General features: G+C 63.6%; 11 protein-coding genes. 5 read left to right on the top strand and 6 right to left on the bottom strand.

Translation table 11 applies throughout. From position 1 onward, the window contains the following. Positions 1-4: 4 nt before the first annotated feature. Positions 5-940, bottom strand: coding sequence for a hypothetical protein (locus KIT10_01985; GenBank protein MCW5898011.1), 936 nt, complete (start codon positions 938-940; stop codon positions 5-7). A gap of 133 nt (positions 941-1,073) precedes the next feature. Between KIT10_01985 and KIT10_01990 the strand changes: the two genes are divergently transcribed. Further along, positions 1,074-2,528, top strand: coding sequence for a sodium:solute symporter (locus KIT10_01990; protein MCW5898012.1), 1,455 nt, complete (start codon positions 1,074-1,076; stop codon positions 2,526-2,528). Here the strand turns inward: KIT10_01990 and KIT10_01995 are convergent, their stop codons facing one another. The 4 genes from KIT10_01995 to mtaB all read right to left on the bottom strand — a co-directional run bounded on the left by KIT10_01995 (position 2,529) and on the right by mtaB (position 7,871). Continuing rightward, positions 2,529-4,358 carry a hypothetical protein gene (locus tag KIT10_01995; GenBank protein MCW5898013.1) on the bottom strand — a complete coding sequence of 610 codons (1,830 nt, stop codon included), beginning with the start codon at positions 4,356-4,358 and terminating at the stop codon, positions 2,529-2,531. It lies immediately after the preceding gene. Between the two features lie 81 nt (positions 4,359-4,439). Continuing rightward, positions 4,440-5,237 carry an inositol monophosphatase gene (locus tag KIT10_02000; protein ID MCW5898014.1) on the bottom strand — a complete coding sequence of 266 codons (798 nt, stop codon included), beginning with the start codon at positions 5,235-5,237 and terminating at the stop codon, positions 4,440-4,442. Between the two features lie 100 nt (positions 5,238-5,337). Next, positions 5,338-6,501, bottom strand: a complete 1,164-nt coding sequence (locus tag KIT10_02005) for a prolipoprotein diacylglyceryl transferase (protein MCW5898015.1) — start codon at positions 6,499-6,501, stop codon at positions 5,338-5,340. A 5-nt stretch (positions 6,502-6,506) separates the two neighbouring features. Next, positions 6,507-7,871, bottom strand: coding sequence for a tRNA (N(6)-L-threonylcarbamoyladenosine(37)-C(2))-methylthiotransferase MtaB (gene mtaB / locus KIT10_02010; protein MCW5898016.1), 1,365 nt, complete (start codon positions 7,869-7,871; stop codon positions 6,507-6,509). Between the two features lie 206 nt (positions 7,872-8,077). Here mtaB and KIT10_02015 point away from each other — a divergent pair, with 206 nt between their 5' ends. The 4 genes from KIT10_02015 (at position 8,078) to KIT10_02030 (ending at position 17,395) form a co-directional block, all read left to right on the top strand. Then, the gene (locus KIT10_02015) at positions 8,078-10,927 is read left to right on the top strand and encodes a DUF11 domain-containing protein (GenBank protein ID MCW5898017.1); all 2,850 of its coding nucleotides are present in this window, start codon (positions 8,078-8,080) and stop codon (positions 10,925-10,927) included. 136 nt (positions 10,928-11,063) lie between these two features. Continuing rightward, complete coding sequence (locus tag KIT10_02020; protein MCW5898018.1) at positions 11,064-13,211, top strand: DUF11 domain-containing protein; 2,148 nt, start codon at positions 11,064-11,066, stop codon at positions 13,209-13,211. A gap of 10 nt (positions 13,212-13,221) precedes the next feature. After that, entirely contained in the window at positions 13,222-15,438 is a 2,217-nt protein-coding gene (locus tag KIT10_02025; GenBank protein MCW5898019.1) for a hypothetical protein, read from the top strand. Positions 15,439-15,760: 322 nt separating this feature from the next. Further along, a complete protein-coding gene (locus KIT10_02030) occupies positions 15,761-17,395 on the top strand; it encodes an ABC transporter substrate-binding protein (GenBank protein ID MCW5898020.1) in 1,635 nt (544 codons plus the stop codon). Here KIT10_02030 and KIT10_02035 read toward each other — a convergent pair. Next, positions 17,377-18,324, bottom strand: a complete 948-nt coding sequence (locus KIT10_02035) for a hypothetical protein (protein ID MCW5898021.1) — start codon at positions 18,322-18,324, stop codon at positions 17,377-17,379. The genes KIT10_02030 and KIT10_02035 overlap by 19 nt on opposite strands. Between the last annotated feature and the right edge of the window lies 1 nt (position 18,325).

Genomic DNA, 18,325 nt, shown 5'->3' on the forward strand with positions numbered 1-18,325 from the left:
GCCGCTACATCAACCGGCCTCCCGCTGGTGTCAGCGGTGCGGGCACGTCCTTGTCGCCGAGCGTCTCCTTCAGGTCGATCATGATCGTGGTGGTGATCGCGTCCATCGGGATGTCGGTGCTCCAATTCTCGAAGGGGTTGGACATCACCTTGCCGAACACATAGATCTGGTAGAAGATCCAACCCACCACCACGGTGAGCGGGAATACGATCCAGGTTCGGCCCATGTCCGCGAAGTGGTCCGCCACGGAGAAGGGGAAGAAGACCAGGAAGAGGCTGAGGAAGGCCATGGTGTAGTAGTCGTAGGGCCGTGGCAGGGGCGTGTTCTTGATCCGCTCGGCCATGCCTTGCAGATCGGTGAGGCGTGTCATGGTGTCGTCGATCTGCACGTAGCTGAAATCATCCATCACGTGCTCCATGTTCATCAGTTTGATGAGCCTGCCCTGAAGGATGCCCAGTTGCGTCACCCGGTTGGTCCGCGACATGATCAGGTCGTAGGTCTCGGGCTCCAAGTGCACACCCACACGCTCACGCCATACGGCCTCGTCCCTGATGCTTCGCAGTTGCAAGCGCAGGGCGTTCACCCAGGCGAGGTGGTTGCGCACCAGACGTTCCATCTCCGCCCGGCGCTTGGGGTGCGTATGCCGCGGATCGGCCAGCGTCAGGGCCATGCGGGTGAAGGTGCGGCTCTCATTCACCACGCCGCCCCAGATCTTGCGCGCCTCCCACCAGCGGTCGTAAGCACTGGCGTTGCGGAAGCCGAGGATGATGGCCAGTGCGGTGCCCAGCACGGTGATCACCGCCACGGGCATTTCCACACGCGGGATGGCCGGCAGGGTGTACATGGCGTAGGCCGCCCCGGCGCAGACCAGGCTGAACAGGATGTTCTTCCAGGAATAGCGGACGGCTTGGACCGGGTGCAGCCAGGTGCGGGTGATCATGGGGGCGCCAAAATAGGCAGGTGTACCGTGCCGATACGCTGGCCTCCCTGGCAGCGATCCCCGCGGCATGGTGGAGAACTCCAGCGCCGTATCGCGGACACGGATGCGCCTGCTGGCGCAACTTGCGTCGCACATGCCACCGGCCCTCGTCCTCGCCGTCATCGCCGCCTACTTCGGGCTGCTATTTCTCATCGCGCGCTTCACTGGGCGCGGCGCGGGCAACAGCGCGTTCTTCCTCGGCGAGCGGAAGTCGCCCTGGTACGTGGTGGCCTTCGGCATGATCGGCGCCTCGCTCAGTGGTGTCACCTTCATCAGTGTGCCGGGCATGGTCGGCGGCGACCAGTTCAGCTACCTGCAGATGGTGCTGGGCTATCTGCCGGGCTACGCGGTCATCGCCTTCGTGCTGATGCCACTCTACTACCGCCTGCGCCTCACCAGCATCTACGGCTACCTCGGCCAGCGCTTCGGCCGTGCCAGCTACCTCACCGGGGCCTGGTTCTTCCTGCTCAGCCGCGGCCTGGGTTCCGCCGCGCGGCTCTACCTGGTGGCGCTGGTGCTGCAGTTCCTGCTCTTCGATGCCTGGGGCCTGCCTTTCGCCGCCACCGTGGCCATCACCATCGCGCTCATCTGGCTCTACACCCACCGGGGCGGCATCCGCACCATCATCTGGACGGATACCCTGCAGACCGCCTTCATGTTGTTGGCGGTCGGCGTCACCGTCGTGCTGGTAGGGCAGAAGATGGGCTTGTCGCTGGGTGAAGCGATCGCCGAGGTGCGCGCCAGCGAACTGGCCCGGGTGTTCTTCTTCGACGACCCCAGGCCCGGCACCTTCTTCTGGAAACAATTCCTCGGAGGCATGTTCATCGCCATCGCCATGACCGGCCTGGACCAGGACATGATGCAGAAGAACCTCAGCTGCCGCAGCATTGGCGAGGCGCAGAAGAACATGGTCTCCTTCAGCCTGGTGCTGGTGCTGGTGAATCTGGTCTTCCTCACGCTGGGTGCGTTGCTGTACATGTACGTGGATCGCTTCGGCATCACCCCGCCGGAGCGTGCCGATCAATTGTACCCCATGCTCGCCACCGACGGCGGGCTGCCCATGGTGGTGGGCCTGCTCTTTCTGCTGGGGCTCATCGCGGCCGCCTATTCAAGTGCAGACAGCGCCCTCACGGCCCTCACCACCAGCGTGTGTGTGGATGTGCTGGAGATCGACCGCCGGCCGGAGGACAAGCGTGAATCGCTCCGCAAGCGCGTCCACATCATGGTGAGCATCGCCATGGTGCTGCTGATCCTGCTCTTCAAGGCGCTGAACGATGACAGCGTGATCAAGACCGTGTTCCGCGTGGCGGGCTACACCTACGGTCCATTGCTCGGGCTCTTCGCCTTCGGCATGGCCACGCGGCTGGCCGTGCGCGACCGCTGGGTGCCGCTCGTCGCCGTGCTCTCGCCCGTGATCACTTTCCTGCTGGACCGGAACAGCGAGGCGCTCTTCGGTGGTTATCGCTTCGGCTTCGAGCTGTTGCTGGTGAACGGCACCATCACGGTGATCGGCTTGTTGCTCCTCGCGCGCAAGCCGGTCCGGGCCTGATCAGCGCGCCAGTGCCCAGATCTCGTTGTGCCCCAGGGAGACGTGTGGCTTGTAGTGCTGGCGAATGTGCGCCATGATGCGCGGGATGCGCGCGTCGTTGTCGTGGTGGTCCAGCGTGTTGTACCAGTGCCCATTGGTATAGAGAAGCCATTGGATATCGCCGCTTTCGAGCAGGGCGATCACCTCATCCTGGTAGTGTGGGAGCTGCGCGAACTGGATCACGTTGAAGCGCGTGGGGCAGGGGCGGTCCAGGTAGTAGTACCAGGCGGCCTCTCCTGTGAGGGTGATGAAGCCCTCGTCCTGGCCCAGGTTCTCGCGCAGCCAGGCCACCGCCTCGCGGTCCTCCGCCGGGATGAAGGCCTCGTCCGCGACGCACCATGGAAAGTTCTCGCGCCATTGACCCGTCACGGTGACCGTCACCAAGGACAGCACGATGAGCGCGGGCGCGAGGAGCGCTGGCAGGCGCTTCGTCGGCGCAGGCCATGCCGTGGCCGTGAAGGGCAGCGGAATGCCCGCCCGGAAGAAGACCAGGGCGGCCAGGAACAAGCCCCACCAGCTGTATTTCAAGTGCAGTGCATCGGCGCGGCCCAGGGCGTTGCGGAAGAGCAGCAGCGCCAGCATCACCAGGCCCAACGTGAAGAGGTGATCGCGGAGGAAGCGTTCCACCGCCTTGGGCCATGGGCGCTCCCGCCAGGTGGCGAGAAAGACCCAGAGCAGCGCGAGCGGGAGCAAGGCCGCGAGCAGGGCGCAGGCCAGATAGCGTGGCGACAGGATGCTGTACGGATAGCTGTCCATCAGTTCCTTGTACAGCGGCATTTCGCCGAAGCAGAACTGGAACATCCCAGTGTAGTTCCAGCGGATCATCAGGCCCAGCAGCAGGGTCCCGGTGATCAGCCCGGCGAGCAGGAACATCGCCGTGGCGCGCCTGGATCGCTTTGGCAGGAGCCAGAGGGTGATCGGTGCGATGACCAGGAGGAACAGTGTGAGGTAGAGGCCACGATCCACGGAAACGCCCAAGGCCAGGCCGGGCAACAGGCCCAGCATGAACATGGCTATGCGTGGTGGCCGCACGGCGGGCAGGTCATGGTCCCGCACCTCCAAGGCGATCCGTGCCAACGCGAGCAAGGCCAGCAACGTGGGCAGGTCGCGCGTCATGATGTCCAGTTGGTCCGCGATCGCCAACGCCTGGATCGCCAGAAGTACCACCGCCGCGTGCAGCGTGTTCCGCGGGAAGAGGCGCAGCAGCAGCAACGCGAGCAGGGCATGGATGGCCACCTTGGTGAAGGATTCCAGCGCGCGCACCGCGCCGATGGAACGGCCGAAAAGTTTGAAGGCCACCACGCTGCGCAAGGGATCCTGCCAGGTGCCGTGAATGAAGAGGTGGTCGCGGTAGGGGACCTCGCCGCGCGCATAGCCCACGGCCGGTCCAAGGCTCTCGCCCTCATGGAAGCTGTCGAAGGGGCCGCTGGCGAAGGAGGTGGGCGAAAGGAGGGACAACACCATGGCCGTCAACACCAGCCAGCGTCCTGCGCCGCCATGTTCCGGCATGTCGCCGAGCGGCAGGGATGGTGCCTGGCCGGCATCCGCCATGGTTTGGCGTGCCAGGGGCAGGAACCGCCAGGCCGATAGGAGCAACAAGGCGGGCAGCAGCACCAGCACGCCAAAGCGAAGGGAGTTGTTCGCGGGGCTGTATTCCAGCAGGCTTACCTGGCTGGGGATCCCCAAGGGGTTGCTGTAGGGAAGCTTCAGGTGTTCCCAAAGCAGCACGCCGAGCCCCACACCGAGCAGGAGCGGAAGGCCAAAGACCGCGGAGATGCGCCAACGTGACATTCGGGTACGGCGATCCTCCGGGGATCGGCCCCGGCAATATAGAAGGATGGCGGGTATCCCCGGGCCTGGTCGTCCGCGCGGTCAGTCCTGGCGGCGCCAGTAGCGCTCTATGGCCTCCAGCAATTCATTGTGGATGGCGCTGTTGCTGGCCACGATCTCCTCGTCGAAAACGGGGTCGGTGCTGGGGCGGAAACCACTGACGCGCCCGCCGGCCTCGCGCACCAGCAGCACGCCCGCCGCCACATCCCAACTGTTGAGGCCGTACTCGTAGAAGGCCTCGAAGCGCCCGCAAGCCACATAGGCCAGATCGGCCGCGGCGCTGCCCAGGCGCCGGATACCGCGGGTGCGGTGCATCAGTTCGCGCAGCAGTTCCATGTACTCCGCCTCGTGGCCGAAGTCGTCGTAGGGGAAGCCCGTGGCGAGCAGGCTGTCCTGCAACTCCTTCCGCAAGGAAACGCGGATGGGTGCACCATTGAGGAAGGCGCCGCCGCCCTTCCAGGCGGTGAATCGCTCATCGCGCGTCACCTCATGCACCACACCGAGGATGGGTTCGGTTCCATCCACCAGCGCGATGCTGATGCAATAACAGGGCACGCCGTGCACGAAGTTGGTGGTGCCGTCCAGCGGATCGATCACCCAATTGAGGCCGGTGCCCTGCTCGCCACTGCCTTCCTCGGCGATGAAGCCAGCGCCCGGGAGAAGCTTCTCCAAGGCTTCCACGATGCGGTCCTCGGCCGTGTGGTCCACGTCGGTCACCAGGTTGTTGGCGCTTTTGGAAGAAACGCCCGCTTCGGTGAGCTTGGGGGCTTCGGCACGGATGAAGGCGGCCACATCAGCGGCGATGGCGCTGACCTGGGAGGTGAGTTGTTGGAGATCCATGTCGTTTCCGTGGTCGATCGTCCGTTGCCTGTTGTCAGTTGTCCGTGGGGTGGCCGGGGAGATGAGCGTTGGGTGCAGCTGAGCGACCGGCAACTGACAACTATGGTCTGACAACTTCGTTCCTCTTCCGCCTCCTCAGCCACACCATTCCGGCCACACCGGCGATCATCAGGATCGAAGAGATGATCTCCGCCTGGGTGATGCTGCCCAGCACTTGCACATTCACGCGGATCTTCTCGATGAAGAAACGCTCCAGTCCGTTGAGAAAAAGAAAGAGGAAGAAGATCATGCCCGGCGGTGTCAGACGTTTCCGCAGGGCCCAAAGCAGGAAGAAGAAGCCCACGCAGACAATGGTCTCATAGAACGGGGTGGGAAAGACCATGTCCGGAAGCACGGTGCAATACCCGTCGAAGCAGGGGCGGCCGTCGGTGAGTGGTATGCCCACGCCGTTCACGTTGTTGGGGTAGTCGTACTGCCACAGCCATTTCGGGCCGGGACCGAGCATGGTCTTGTTCACGATGCCCCAGTCGCCGTCGCCGCTCACCTGGCAGCCGATGCGGCCGATGCCGTAAGCGAGCATCACACCGGGCGCCGCCGCGTCGGCGCCACGCCAGGCCGGTATACCATGCTTGGTGAAGTAGCGGATGACCATGGCGCCCGCCACGATGAGCCCGCCGTACATGGTGAGTCCGCTGAGGATGGCATCGCCGCTGGGGTCGGTGATGAAGGCGATGAACTCACGTGGATTCTCCAGCCAATGGAAGAGCTTGGCGCCGATCAATCCCCAAAGCGCGGCGGTAAGGGTGATGTTGCCGGCATGTTCTTGGGGTTGAACAACGACCTGCTCCGTGCGGGGCTTGTCCAGTCTGGCCTTGTCCTTTTCCCGCCATTTCAACCAGGCCAGCAGGCCCGCGAGGAGCACGCCACCGATGAACACGCCACGCCCGCTCAACAGAAAGGCCTGTGGGTCGGCGGTGGCCTCACTGAAATGCAGCAACAGATAGAGGCCTTTCCAGCCGAGCAGGAAGCCGAGGATGCCACTGGTGATCAGTTCGCCGACCGTGGCGGGCTTGCCTACGGTGACCGCACGTGTGGTGGAGCCAATTACACCCGCACCGCCCATGCGCTTCAACTCCAGGCCGAGGGTCCAACTGGCGAAGATGAAGGCCGCCGCCACGAAGAAGCCGAAGCTGTTGAGGAACTTCAGGAAGGGGAGGTCCAGTCCCGTGAGGTCCAGCAGCGCATGGTAGATGGTGGGGTACATGGGGGTCAGTTGACCAGTTGCAAGTTGGCGGTTGGCTGGTTGGCGGGCACCAGCGCCTCCCATGGCGCCGGCTCGCCGGTCACGTGCCCATCGCCGTTGATGCGATGCAATTCCACCGGTGTGATCCGGTCGGCCAGGGCAGGATCGTAGGGGAGGGCGACGCGGATATAGTTGTCCGTGTAGCCCTCGATCATTCCAGCGGCCGCCTCATCGCCGTGCTCGAACAGCACGCGGCGTGTGGTGCCCAGGTGCCGCTCGCAGTGTGCGCGTTGGAGTTTGCCTCCCAGGATGCGCAGCTGCCGGGTACGTTCACGGCGCACTTCCATGGGCACGCTGTCCTCCATGCGAACGGCGGTGGTATTGGCGCGCTCGCTGTAGGTGAACACGTGGAGGTAGTCGACCGGGATCGAACGCAGGAACGCATGGGTTTTGATGAACTCCTCCTCCGTCTCGCCCGGTGTGCCGGTGATCACATCCGCACCGATGCAGGCGTGGGGCATGCGCTCCTTGATGCGCTGCACGCGTCCGGCATAGAGGAGCGTGTCGTAGCGGCGACGCATGCGCTCCAGGATCGGATCGCTGCCGCTTTGCAGGGGCATGTGGAAGTGCGGGGCGAAACGCCGGCTCTCGGCCACGAAATCGATGATCGCGTTCGAGCACAGGTTGGGTTCGATGCTGCTGATGCGGAACCGCTCGATCCCCTCCACACCGTCCAGCGATTCGATGAGTTCCAGGAAGCTCTCGCCGTGGCCGCGTCCGAAATCGCCTGTATTCACGCCGGTAAGCACGATCTCCCGCACTCCGGTGGCGGCGATGCGCTGCGCGATGGCCACCGTTTCCGCGATGGTGCCGCTGCGGCTGCGGCCACGGGCCAGCGGTATGGTGCAGAAGGAACAGAAGTAGTCGCAGCCATCCTGCACCTTCAGGAAGGTCCTGGTCCTGTCGTTGGCGTTGTAGGAGGGGATGAAGGCGCGGACGTCCTTGATCGCCCCGTACACTGCCAGGCCCTGTTCCTGCTTGCCTTCAAGCTTTTCAAGATGTGCGGCCAGGTCGAACTTTTCGTTCGCACCCAGCACCAGGTCCACGCCGGGGATCGCTGCGATCTCCTCGGGCTTCAGTTGGGCGTAGCAGCCCACCACGGCGATGAAGGCCTCCGGGGCGATGCGTTGGAATCGGCGCACCCATTGCCGGCATTCCTTGTCGGCGTTCTCCGTGACGCTGCACGTGTTGAGCACGAAGACATCGGGCCGCTCCTCCACCTTCACCCGAGCATAGCCGGCCTCCTCCAGCGAACGGGCCAGGGTGCTGGTCTCGCTGAAGTTGAGCTTGCAGCCCAGGGTGTGGAAGGCGACGGTGCGGGGGGAACTCATGTGCCATTTGCTCATGCGGGCATGTGGCCACGGCGCAAGCGGCGGCAAAGGTATCCCGATGTGTGTGAACGGATGGTTGCATGGGCCCGGGGGGCATCCATGCCGCTTGGAGCGCGTCTAACTCGTGTTATCCGTTCCTGCCTCTACACGAACTTGACCCAGCATACGAAAGACCGCGCCGCCGGTCATCGACAATCCCGCATGGCATGATCCCGACCCACGATCCGCGCCCACAAGCCATTCCGCTTTTCATCCGGCCGCTTGTCGTGCACGTCCGTTCCACTGGTCGTCAGTACTTCAGATCCATCCGCTTTCTGCTCCTGCTGCCCTTGCTGTCGCCCATCTCGGAGAGTCGCGGCATGGATGCCAGCATTCAAATGGAGAGTCCTTCCTTCTGTGACGCACCGACAGGCCGGTTGTCGGTGATGGTCTTCGGAGGGGTGGAGCCGTACACCTACCAATGGAGCACGGGTGGCACCGGCTTCATGATATCCGGTCTGTGGGCCGGGTGGTATTCGGTCACGGTGACCGATGCCACGCTCACGGAGATCACCGTGGAAGGCGAAGTGGAAAGCCGGACCTACTCGGAATGGTACTCCAACACCATCGGCCCGCCGCAGGTGCAGGGCTGGTGTGCTGAAGGAACGCCCTACGCCTATCCCTATTCATCGTTCACGGACGAGCAGGGCAACTATTGGGTGGGGCCAGGCCCATGGACCTTCTTCGTGAATGGTGAATTCACGCCCACGGTGCCGAATCCCTGCTACAACAGTTGGCTCGATCCCGAACGCTACCTGCCGCTCGATCATACGGTGGGCGAGACCGTCACGGTCTCCTACTCGGATGCGAATGGTTGCCCAGGCGAAGCCACGATCACCATCAAGCCACCGATCCCGGAGGTCCCGCTTCAAGTGATGAGCGTGAGTGGCAGTTGCTCTGGCCTGGCGCTGGGCAGCGTGGTGGTGGCCACCGGGCCTTGGGTGGAGCCACCGTTCCCAGGGGCTTATTACCTGGGTGTCGCCATCCGCCATGCTGGTGGATCCTTCCTCCAGTCGGAATGCAGCTTGGACGGGGTGCAGAGTGCTCCCATGAATGGCAGCGTGCGCACCTTCACTGGTCTGCCTCCAGGGGACTATGAAGTGGTGATCCGGCCGTCGGACAACACGATGCAGGCACAGCCGGAATTCTCCTCCTGCCAGTTCGTCCCCTTCACGGTTCCCGACCTCGGCGTGGATTGTGGCCTCGTGACCGGACGTGCCTTTATGGACTACAACCTGAATTGCACGCGGCAAACGAATGAGCCGTATGTGCCCGGTGGCATCATTGAAGTGCAGCCAGGCCCGTATTACGCCACCACCAGCTCGCAGGGCCAATACTCCGTGGCGCTGCCTTCGGGCTCCTACACGGCCGAGCAGCATAGCGAACTGCTCGGGGAGCATTGCACCGGCGGCCCGATCCCATTCATCATCTCCCCAGGTGGGACCAGCACCTTGAATTTCCCGGATACCTCCATGGTACCGCTGGACGTGGGCATCATGCTCAACAGCGGACTGGCTCGGCCGGGCTTCGAGTTCACTTATGCCATTGGCGTGAAGAACAACACCCCGGCGGCCAGCGGCGCCATCACGGTCACGCTGGAATCCGATCCCACCATCACCTTCCTCTCGGCCACGCCGAACCCGAGCAACGTGGTCGGTAACATCATCACCTGGAACCAGACGCAGCTCACAGCCTGGCAGGGGCGTGGGATCACGGTCCGCTTTCAGGTACCACCCGATGTGGGCCTGTTGGGCTACGAATTGGTGGCTACAGCCAACGTTTCCTCAGCGAATACCGACGGGATCCCGGAGAACGACACGGCGACCAACTACCGCACGATCACCGGAGCCTACGACCCCAATGACAAACTGGCCAGGACCAACTCCGGTGGCACCGCATACTGGGTGCTGGAACAAGACGAATGGATCGACTACACGATCCGCTTCCAGAACACGGGCACGGACACGGCCTTCAACGTGGTCATCACCGACACGCTGCCGCCGAACCTGGATCCGGGCACCATCATCGTGGGTGCGGCTTCGCACAACTTCACCTGGGAGCTGCGTGATGCGGGTACGCTCAAGTTCTACTTCCCGAACATCCTGCTGCCGGACAGCAACATCAACGAACCGCGCAGCCACGGCTTCGTGGGCTTCCGCATCCGACCGCGCCTGCCGCTGTTGCCCGGCGATGAGATCGAGAACATCGCCAACATCTACTTCGACTTCAACCCGCCGGTTATCACCGAGCCGAGCGTGCTCACGGTGGTGGTGCCACCGCTGCTGGTGGACGTGCATGCTTTCCTGGGTGGGCCCTACGACGCGGGCAGCATGAGCATGACCGATGCGCTGCGAACGGCCGGCTTGCTGCCCCTGCAAGAGCCTTATACCGCGCTTGGTTACCCGCACACGGGTTTGGGCGGCGACGAAAGCACCGCGAGTGCGCTGCTGGCTCAAGGCGGTGCGGAAGCGATCGTGGATTGGGTACTCCTCGAATTGCGCGATGCGGACGATCCCGCGGTGGTGCTGGCTTCACGCAGTGCGCTGATCTGCCGGGACGGCCGGGTGGTGGAGGTGGACGGCTCGATCGGCGTGCAGTTCCATGTGGAGGAAGGGCCGTACCACGCCGCCATCCGCCACCGCAACCACCTGGGTTGCATGACGGTCGCGCCTGTCGCGCTTTCGCAGACCATCGCCACGGTGGACTTCACCAGCCCCTCCACCGCCACCTGGGGAACAGAAGCACGCAAGCAGGTGGATGGTACCCTGGTGCTCTGGCCCGGTGATGCCAACTTCAACGGTGAAGTGAAGTACACCGGCGCCGCGAACGACCGCGACCGCGTATTGGTGGAGGTGGGCGGCAACGTGCCCAGCAACGTGGTGCCCGGCTACGGCGGAGCGGACATCAACCTGGACGGCGACTTCAAGTATGTGGGTGAGAGCAACGACCGGGACATCGTCCTGCAGACGATAGGAGGGGTGGTGCCCACAACGGTGAAAGTGGAACAGGTGCCTTGAACCCAGAAGATAGGAACCCATGCGATCATACACGCTCAGGTCGCTGCTCACGGCGATGGCATGCTTCCATCTGCTGTCCGCCCATGCCCTTGAGATATTCGTCTCCGTGCAGGGCTATTCCATATGTGGTCAGCCCATGGGAAGCCTTTGGGTGGGGATCTCGTCCGGTGTGCCGCCCTACAACATCCAGTGGAGCAACGGCGCCACCACGGAAACGATCACAGCACTGCCTGCCGGGACCTACACGGTGACGGTGACCGACGCCACCATGGAGGAAGCCACCGCGGAAGGAACGATCACCGACCTGCCGAGCTATCCCTTCAGCACGTTCTCAGCGCTTCAGGTTTGTCCCGGCGAAGTTCCGATGGTCTCCTTCTGGGGTGGTACGGAGAACGGGATGCCTCCCGACTTCTCCACCGGTACGCAGCATGGCCCGGGCCCCTATGGGTTCAACGCCCCGGGCTATTCGCTGGAATGGCTTGAGATGCAGGAAGCCTGTGGCATCTATGCCTATTACAACATCAGGGTGATCGGTGCCCAGCCCGGCGCAGGCGTGACGATCAACTACACCGATGGCTCAGGATGCCCGGGCAGCTTCGACTTCACGGTGCCTGCGCCCGTCCCTTTGCCCACCCCGCAGCCGCTCAGTGTGACCGGCTCCTGCACGAACGGCAATATCGGCAGCGCGTTGGTATCGGTGGGTAGCGGGTACCTGGAGGTGCGGCTGAAGAACAGCGCCGGACAATACCTGGGCTTCGGCGGTTACTGCGCTTACCATCAACTCCTGCCCAATGGCACGGTGCAGTTCACGGGCCTGGCACCGGGCAGTTACTGGGTACTGGTGGACCACGATACGTTCGACCAGTACACGTATCCGAACTACTACGATCTGATCTGCCGCGATTCGGTGGAGGTGGTGATACCCGACCTGGGCAGCACCTGCGGACTGATCAATGGCCGGGTCTTCGTGGACAACAACTCGAACTGCGCCCTCAACAGTGGCGAGAACCTGGTGCCCACCACGGTGGTGCAGCTCACGCCCGGGCCCTACTACGCCACCACCAACGATCTGGGCTTCTACAGCGCGCAGGTGCCCCTGGGCACGTACGACATCGAGGAACTGCATCCCGTGCTGGAGCAGAGTTGCCCGGTCACGGCCGTGCTCACCGGTGCCAGCCTCAACAACATGAATGTGGCCTGTGCGCCAGGGGCGCCGCTCGATGTGCAGTTGACCATGGGCAGTGGGCCGGCCAGGCCGGGATTCGAGGTGCTGGTGGCCATGGACATCGATAACCTTACGCCGGATCCCACCGGCACGGTGGTGCTCACCTTCACCCACGACCCCGTTATGGGCTTCGTCACGTCCACACCGCTTCCTTCCAGCATCGTGGGCAATACCATCACCTGGACGGCACCACAGCTCACCATGACCAGTGCCTTCCAGCACCGTGATGTGAACGTGCGACTGCAGGTGCCACCCGATGTGGGACTCCTGGGAACCGAACTGCAGTTCAACGCCGGATTGACGACCCAGAACACCGATGTGGACCTCACCAACAACAGCGTGGAATTCGCGCAGCTGGTCACCGGCAGCTACGACCCCAACGACAAGCTGGCGACGACCAGCGACGGGAACACCGCTTTCTGGCACATCGGGTTGGACGAGTGGGTCGATTACACCATCCGCTTCCAGAACACGGGCACGGACACGGCCTTCAACGTGGTGATCACGGACACGCTTCCGGCGAACCTTGATGTGGCGAGCATCACCTGGGGCGCGGCCTCACATGCCCACAACCGGGAAGTGGTGGGCCAGGGCATCCTCCGGTTCATCTTCCCCAATATCATGTTGCCAGACAGCAACGTGAACGAGCCGCTCAGCCACGGCTTCGTATGCTTCCGCATCCGCCCACACCTGCCGCTGCTGCCCGGCGATGAGATCGAGAACATCGCCAACATCTACTTCGACTACAACTCGCCGGTGATCACCGAGCCGAGCATCCTGGTGGCGACCACGGGGACGGGGGTGGAGGAGGAGCAAGGCCCAGCAGATGTGCGCTTGGTGCCGAATCCGGCATCGGACAAGGTGCGTGTCATCAGCGAGGGTGGGCAGATCCGTACGATCCGCCTCCGCGCGATGGATGGCAGGGTCATCATGGAAGGCAGCGTGGTGACCTCAACGACCGAACTCGACATCGCGGGCCTCACGGCTGGTGCGTACATGGTGGAATGCATCCTCGTCGATCAGGCCAGACCCGTGCAACTCCGGTTCATCAAACTCTGAACACGAACCCATGAACAAGCTCGCACACCGAGCTTTCTGCACAACGGTCGTCCTGCTGGTCGCATTGGCCGGAATGGCCATTGAGGTGTGGGTGTATGGCGGTCACGCCAACTGCGGAAACAACACCGGCTATGCCTTCGCGCAGGTGGGCGGCGGGGTGGCACCTTACACGTATGAATGGAGCACTGGCGCCACCACCGACACCATCACGGGACTGGCGCCCGGGACCTACTCGGTGACCGTCACCGACGCCAACAGCGACCAGGCCACCGGACAGTTCACGGTGCTCAATATCCAGAACCCCATGCTGGATTATTCGGGTACCACCCTGGGCCTGAACAGTTGCCACGGGGAGTGCAACCAGGGCATCTGGATCGGCCAGGAGATCATAACGCCCGGCATTCAGGCGCCGGTGAGCTTCTCGCCGCCCCTGGAACTGGTCGGTCAAGGGTCCGGCTTGGGCGCTTACACGGGCTACTGCCCGGGACAGCCGATCACGTTCACCATGACGGACGCGACAGGCTGCAGTTTTCAATACACGGCCTGGCCTCCGGCATTGACCTCATCGGACCCCTCTCCCATGTCCATTGTGTCCGTTAATGGCTCCTGCTCGGGCATGAACTCGGGAAGCCTCACCGTCAACTTGGGGGTGGAGCTCATCGGGCCATTCACACCCATGTGGCAATCGCGCATCCTGGACAGCGCCATGCAGCCCATAGCAGGTGGCAACTTGTCCGGTTATCCGATGATCGGCAACAACATCGTTACCAAGACCAACCTGGCCGCGGGCGACTACTACGTGGAGCGCCTATTCCAGCATGTTCAAGGCGACTGTGTGGACCTGCTGCCCTTCACCATCCTGGACCTGGGGCCTGACTGCGGCGTGGTCACCGGCACGGCCTTCATCGACGACAACACCAACTGCCTTTCCAACGTGGGCGAGGCTCCGGTGCCCCAAGGCATCGTGGTGGTGGAACCGGGACCGTACTACGCCAACTTGGGCGCGAACGGCAGCTACGCGATCAGCCTGCCCGCAGGCAATTACACCCTGACGCAGCAGAGCGCCTCGGTCGTGGAGCATTGCGCAGGCGGACCCATTGCGTTCGATATCACCACAGGTCAGGGTACGAACCGGCTGCTGCCGGATACATCCATCGTGGCCCTTGACCTGGAGACGGTGATCGGCAGTGGTCCCGCGCGACCGGGGTTCCAGTTCCAGTGCGGCGTCACGGTGCGCAACCTGACCCCCACGGCCAGCGGGAACACCACGCTCACGCTCACCTTCGATCCCTTGCTGAGCTATGTGAACGCAACACCCGCTCCAAGCAATGTGGCGGGGAACACGATCACGTGGAACCAGGCCCAGCTCACCGCCTGGCAGCAGCGTTCGTACACCATCACCTTCACGGTGCCGCCCGATCCGCTGCTCCTCGGTACGGACCTGATCACCACGGCAGCGGTCACCAGCGTGGCACTGGATGGTAACCTGGCCAACAATACGGCCACGAACACACGGACCATCACCGGCAGCTACGACCCCAACGACAAGCTCGCGCAGACATCGTTGGGAAGCTCGAGCGCTTGGATCATTGATGAAGATGGGTGGATCGACTACACCATCCGCTTCCAGAATACCGGCACCGATACCGCCTTCAACATCCTGATCACCGACACGTTGCCGGCCAACCTGGATCCAGCAACGATCCAGATGGGTGCGGGATCGCATGCCTTCACCTGGGAATTGCGGGATCAGGGCACCCTGAAGTTCTACTTCCAGAATATACTGCTGCCGGATAGCAACTTCAACGAGCCGTTGAGCCATGGCTTCGTATGCTTCCGCATCCGCCCGCGCCTGCCGCTATTGCCCGGGGATGAGATCACCAACATCGCCAACATCTACTTCGACTTCAACCCGCCGGTGATCACCGAGCCGAGCGTGCTGGTGGCGACGATCAATACGGGCATCGTCACGACCGTATCGCAAGAGCCCAAGATCTATCCGAATCCGGCGATCGACCAACTCTTCATCCAGTGGCCCGAGGATCAGCCCGGCCGAATGCACTGGCGCATCCAGGCGCCCGATGGCCGAGGGGTGCGTGAAGGCCGGCTGGGCAGCGGTGAGAACACCATCCCTTTGGGCGATCTGGCAGCGGGCACATACATGCTGTTGTTGGATTCCGCGAATGGACGGTCGATACACCGGTTCATCCGCTCAAGCCGGCCTTGATGTTCCGATGACCTTGTCCAGCGCAGTGGAATGCGGGCCGACCATGGTGTGAGGCGAGCAGCTCGGATCGATCAAAGAACCCATCGGGCAACCCTTGGCGATACCCGCGTCATTATGACACTCAACGGACCGACCTCAACCACTGCTCCATGGACCGCTCCCGAACCGCCCACCGCGGACCCCTCATCCGGATCAGCGCCGTCATCTTCGCCCTGCTCGCGGTGATCTCCTTCGCCCTCGCGCATTCGCTCTGGTAGCCCGGGCCAGCCTGGCATCGCCGATGGCGAGCCGCCTTGCGCGTTCCGTCGCTTCCTTTGCGGCCATGTGCGCCGTCCTCGGCCGGTCCTGGCCCATGCTCCTGTTGCTTGCCGCCTGTGGCCGCCCCGGCGCGGACGATGGGCGCACGGTGTTCCGCTTCAACCAGTACGCGGCGCTCACCAACCTGGATCCGGCCTTCTCCAGCCACATGCAGAACGAGAAGGTGTGCGACCAGTTCTTCGACGGCCTGGTGGAGATGGGGGCCGACCTGCGCGTGCGGCCCGCCATTGCGGCGCGTTGGACCATCGCGGACAGCGGCCGCCTCTACACCTTCCACCTGCGCCAGGATGTGTGGTTCCATGATTCGGAAGCATTCCCGGACGGCCGGGGTCGTCTGGTCACCGCGCAGGACTTCCGTTACAGTTTCGAGCGGATCCGTGATCCGCGTGTGGCCTCACCAGGACGCTGGGTGTTCGAGCATGTGGTCCCCGGCCCGGAAGGATTCCAGGTGATCGATGACAGCACCTTCGCAGTGCGGCTGGTACGACCGTTCGCGCCCTTTATCGGCATCCTCTGCATGGTGTACACCAGCGTGGTGCCGCGCGAAGCCGTGGAGCACTTCGGCACCGAGTGGCGCAGCCGACCCGTGGGCGCGGGACCCTTCCGCTTCTTCCACTGGGAGGAAGGGGTGAAGCTGGCCATGCGGCGGAACGAGCGCTACTACCAGCGTGACGAGGCGGGCGAGGCCTTGCCCTATCTGGATGCCATCGCCATCTCCTTCGTCAAGGACCGCAATGCCGAGTTCCTCGGGCTGGTGAAGGGCGAGTTCGACATGATGAGCGGCGTGGAGGGCAGCGCTTTGAACGAGATGCTGGACCCCCTGGGCCGCATCCGCCCGAAATACGCCGATCGTATCCGGCTGATCCGTACCCCCTCCCTGGAAACGAGCTACCTCGGCTTCTTGATGGACAGCGTGGCAATGCGCAACAGCCCCTGGCGCGATGTGCGCTTGCGGCGCGCGGTGAACATGGCCATCGACCGTCAGCGCATCATTTCACACATCCAGCACGGTATCGGTGTACCGGCGCACAGCATCATTCCGCCCGCCTTGCCCGGCGCATCAGGGCGGGGGCGTGGCTACGATGCCACGGAAGCGCGCCGCCTGCTGGCCGAAGCGGGATTTCCCGATGGCCAGGGCCTGCCTGTGCTGACCGTGGCCACAACGTCCACCGGCTTGGAGCTGTGCGAATTCATCCAGCACGATCTGGCGGCATTCGGCATCCGGCTGGCGGTGGATGTGCTGCCCCTCAGCACCCACATCTCCGGTGTGGCCAACCGGGAGCACCCCTTCTTCCGCAAGAACTGGTCGGCGGATTACCCGGATGCCGAGAACTTCCTGATGCTTTTCGTCGGGGCCAACAGCACCCCGGCCGGTCCCAACTACACCTGCCTGCGGAACAGCACCATGGACCGGCTCTATGCGGAAGCGCTGAGCGTGGTGGACGACAACATGCGCATCGCGCTGTATGAACGCATGGACAGCCTGGTCGTGGCCGAAGCACCGGCGATCTTCCTCACGCACAATGAAGTGGCGCTGTTCGTTCGCCATGAAGTGCGTGGTCTGGAGGCCCATCCCATGAGCCGGTTGGACCTGTGCCGTGTGCGGAAGGAGCCCGTTGCTCAAGGGGCGGGCAGGTAGCCGCGTACGCGCAGCGTGTCGATCAAGGCCGCATTGAACAGTTCCACACCACGCTGGTTGAGGTGGTGGTTGTCGTAGAAGTGGAGGCGGTCGTCGAGCTCCGCCGCGCCATTCATGTCGATGTAGGTGGCACGTTCGCGCATCCGATCGGCGAAGCGGGCGTGGTCGCTGTAGGAAGCGTAGCGTGCGCTGGTCACCGGCGCCTCCACGAGCAAGACTTCGATGCCCTGCGCTTGAAGCATGGCCAGGGCGCGGTCCAACGCGGCGAGTTGCATGGCACGCGGTGTCAGATCCGCCCTGCCAGCGCCGGGGACGCGCGTGTTGTAGGCCATGTCCTGCTCCACGAAGCCACCGGGGATGTAGGTGTCCGGCCCCTTGCGCCGCTCCTCCACATCCGCCGCACCGAGGCCGAGCACTTGTTTGCCGCCATTGTGCAGCAGGGCGTTCCAGGTGCGCAGGTGCCCGATCCGCCACGCCAGCCGCAGCACATCCCGATCGATGGGGCCATTGGCCATCAGGTCCAGCGCCCCCTCCACACCGTCGCTCATGAACACATGCGGCTCCACTTCGATGATGACCACGCGAGGCGAGAGGTCCGACAGATGCCGCTTCAGCAGCACCTCGTATTGCAGGGGCGTCTGCCGGCTGCTGCCCAGGTTGAAGCTCCTGGCGCCGGCTTGTGCGAAGATCCGCGTGTCGAACCCGCGGTAGGCGTGCGATGAACCAAGGAACAGGATGTCCACCTGGCCCCAGGTGCGCGCCTCGGCCATGCGCGTGAGGTTGTGTCCGTAGCCACCGCGCGGCACGTTCAGGTCGCGCACCACGGCGGTGGGCAGGGGCCTGGGCAGGCTGGTCAGCAACACCGTGTAGAAGACGCTCGCGAAGACGCCGAAGCCCAGCACGCGAAGGAGGAGGCGAAGCTGTGCCATG

The organism is Flavobacteriales bacterium (assembly GCA_026129465.1).
GTDB lineage: Bacteria > Bacteroidota > Bacteroidia > Flavobacteriales_F > PHOS-HE28 > PHOS-HE28.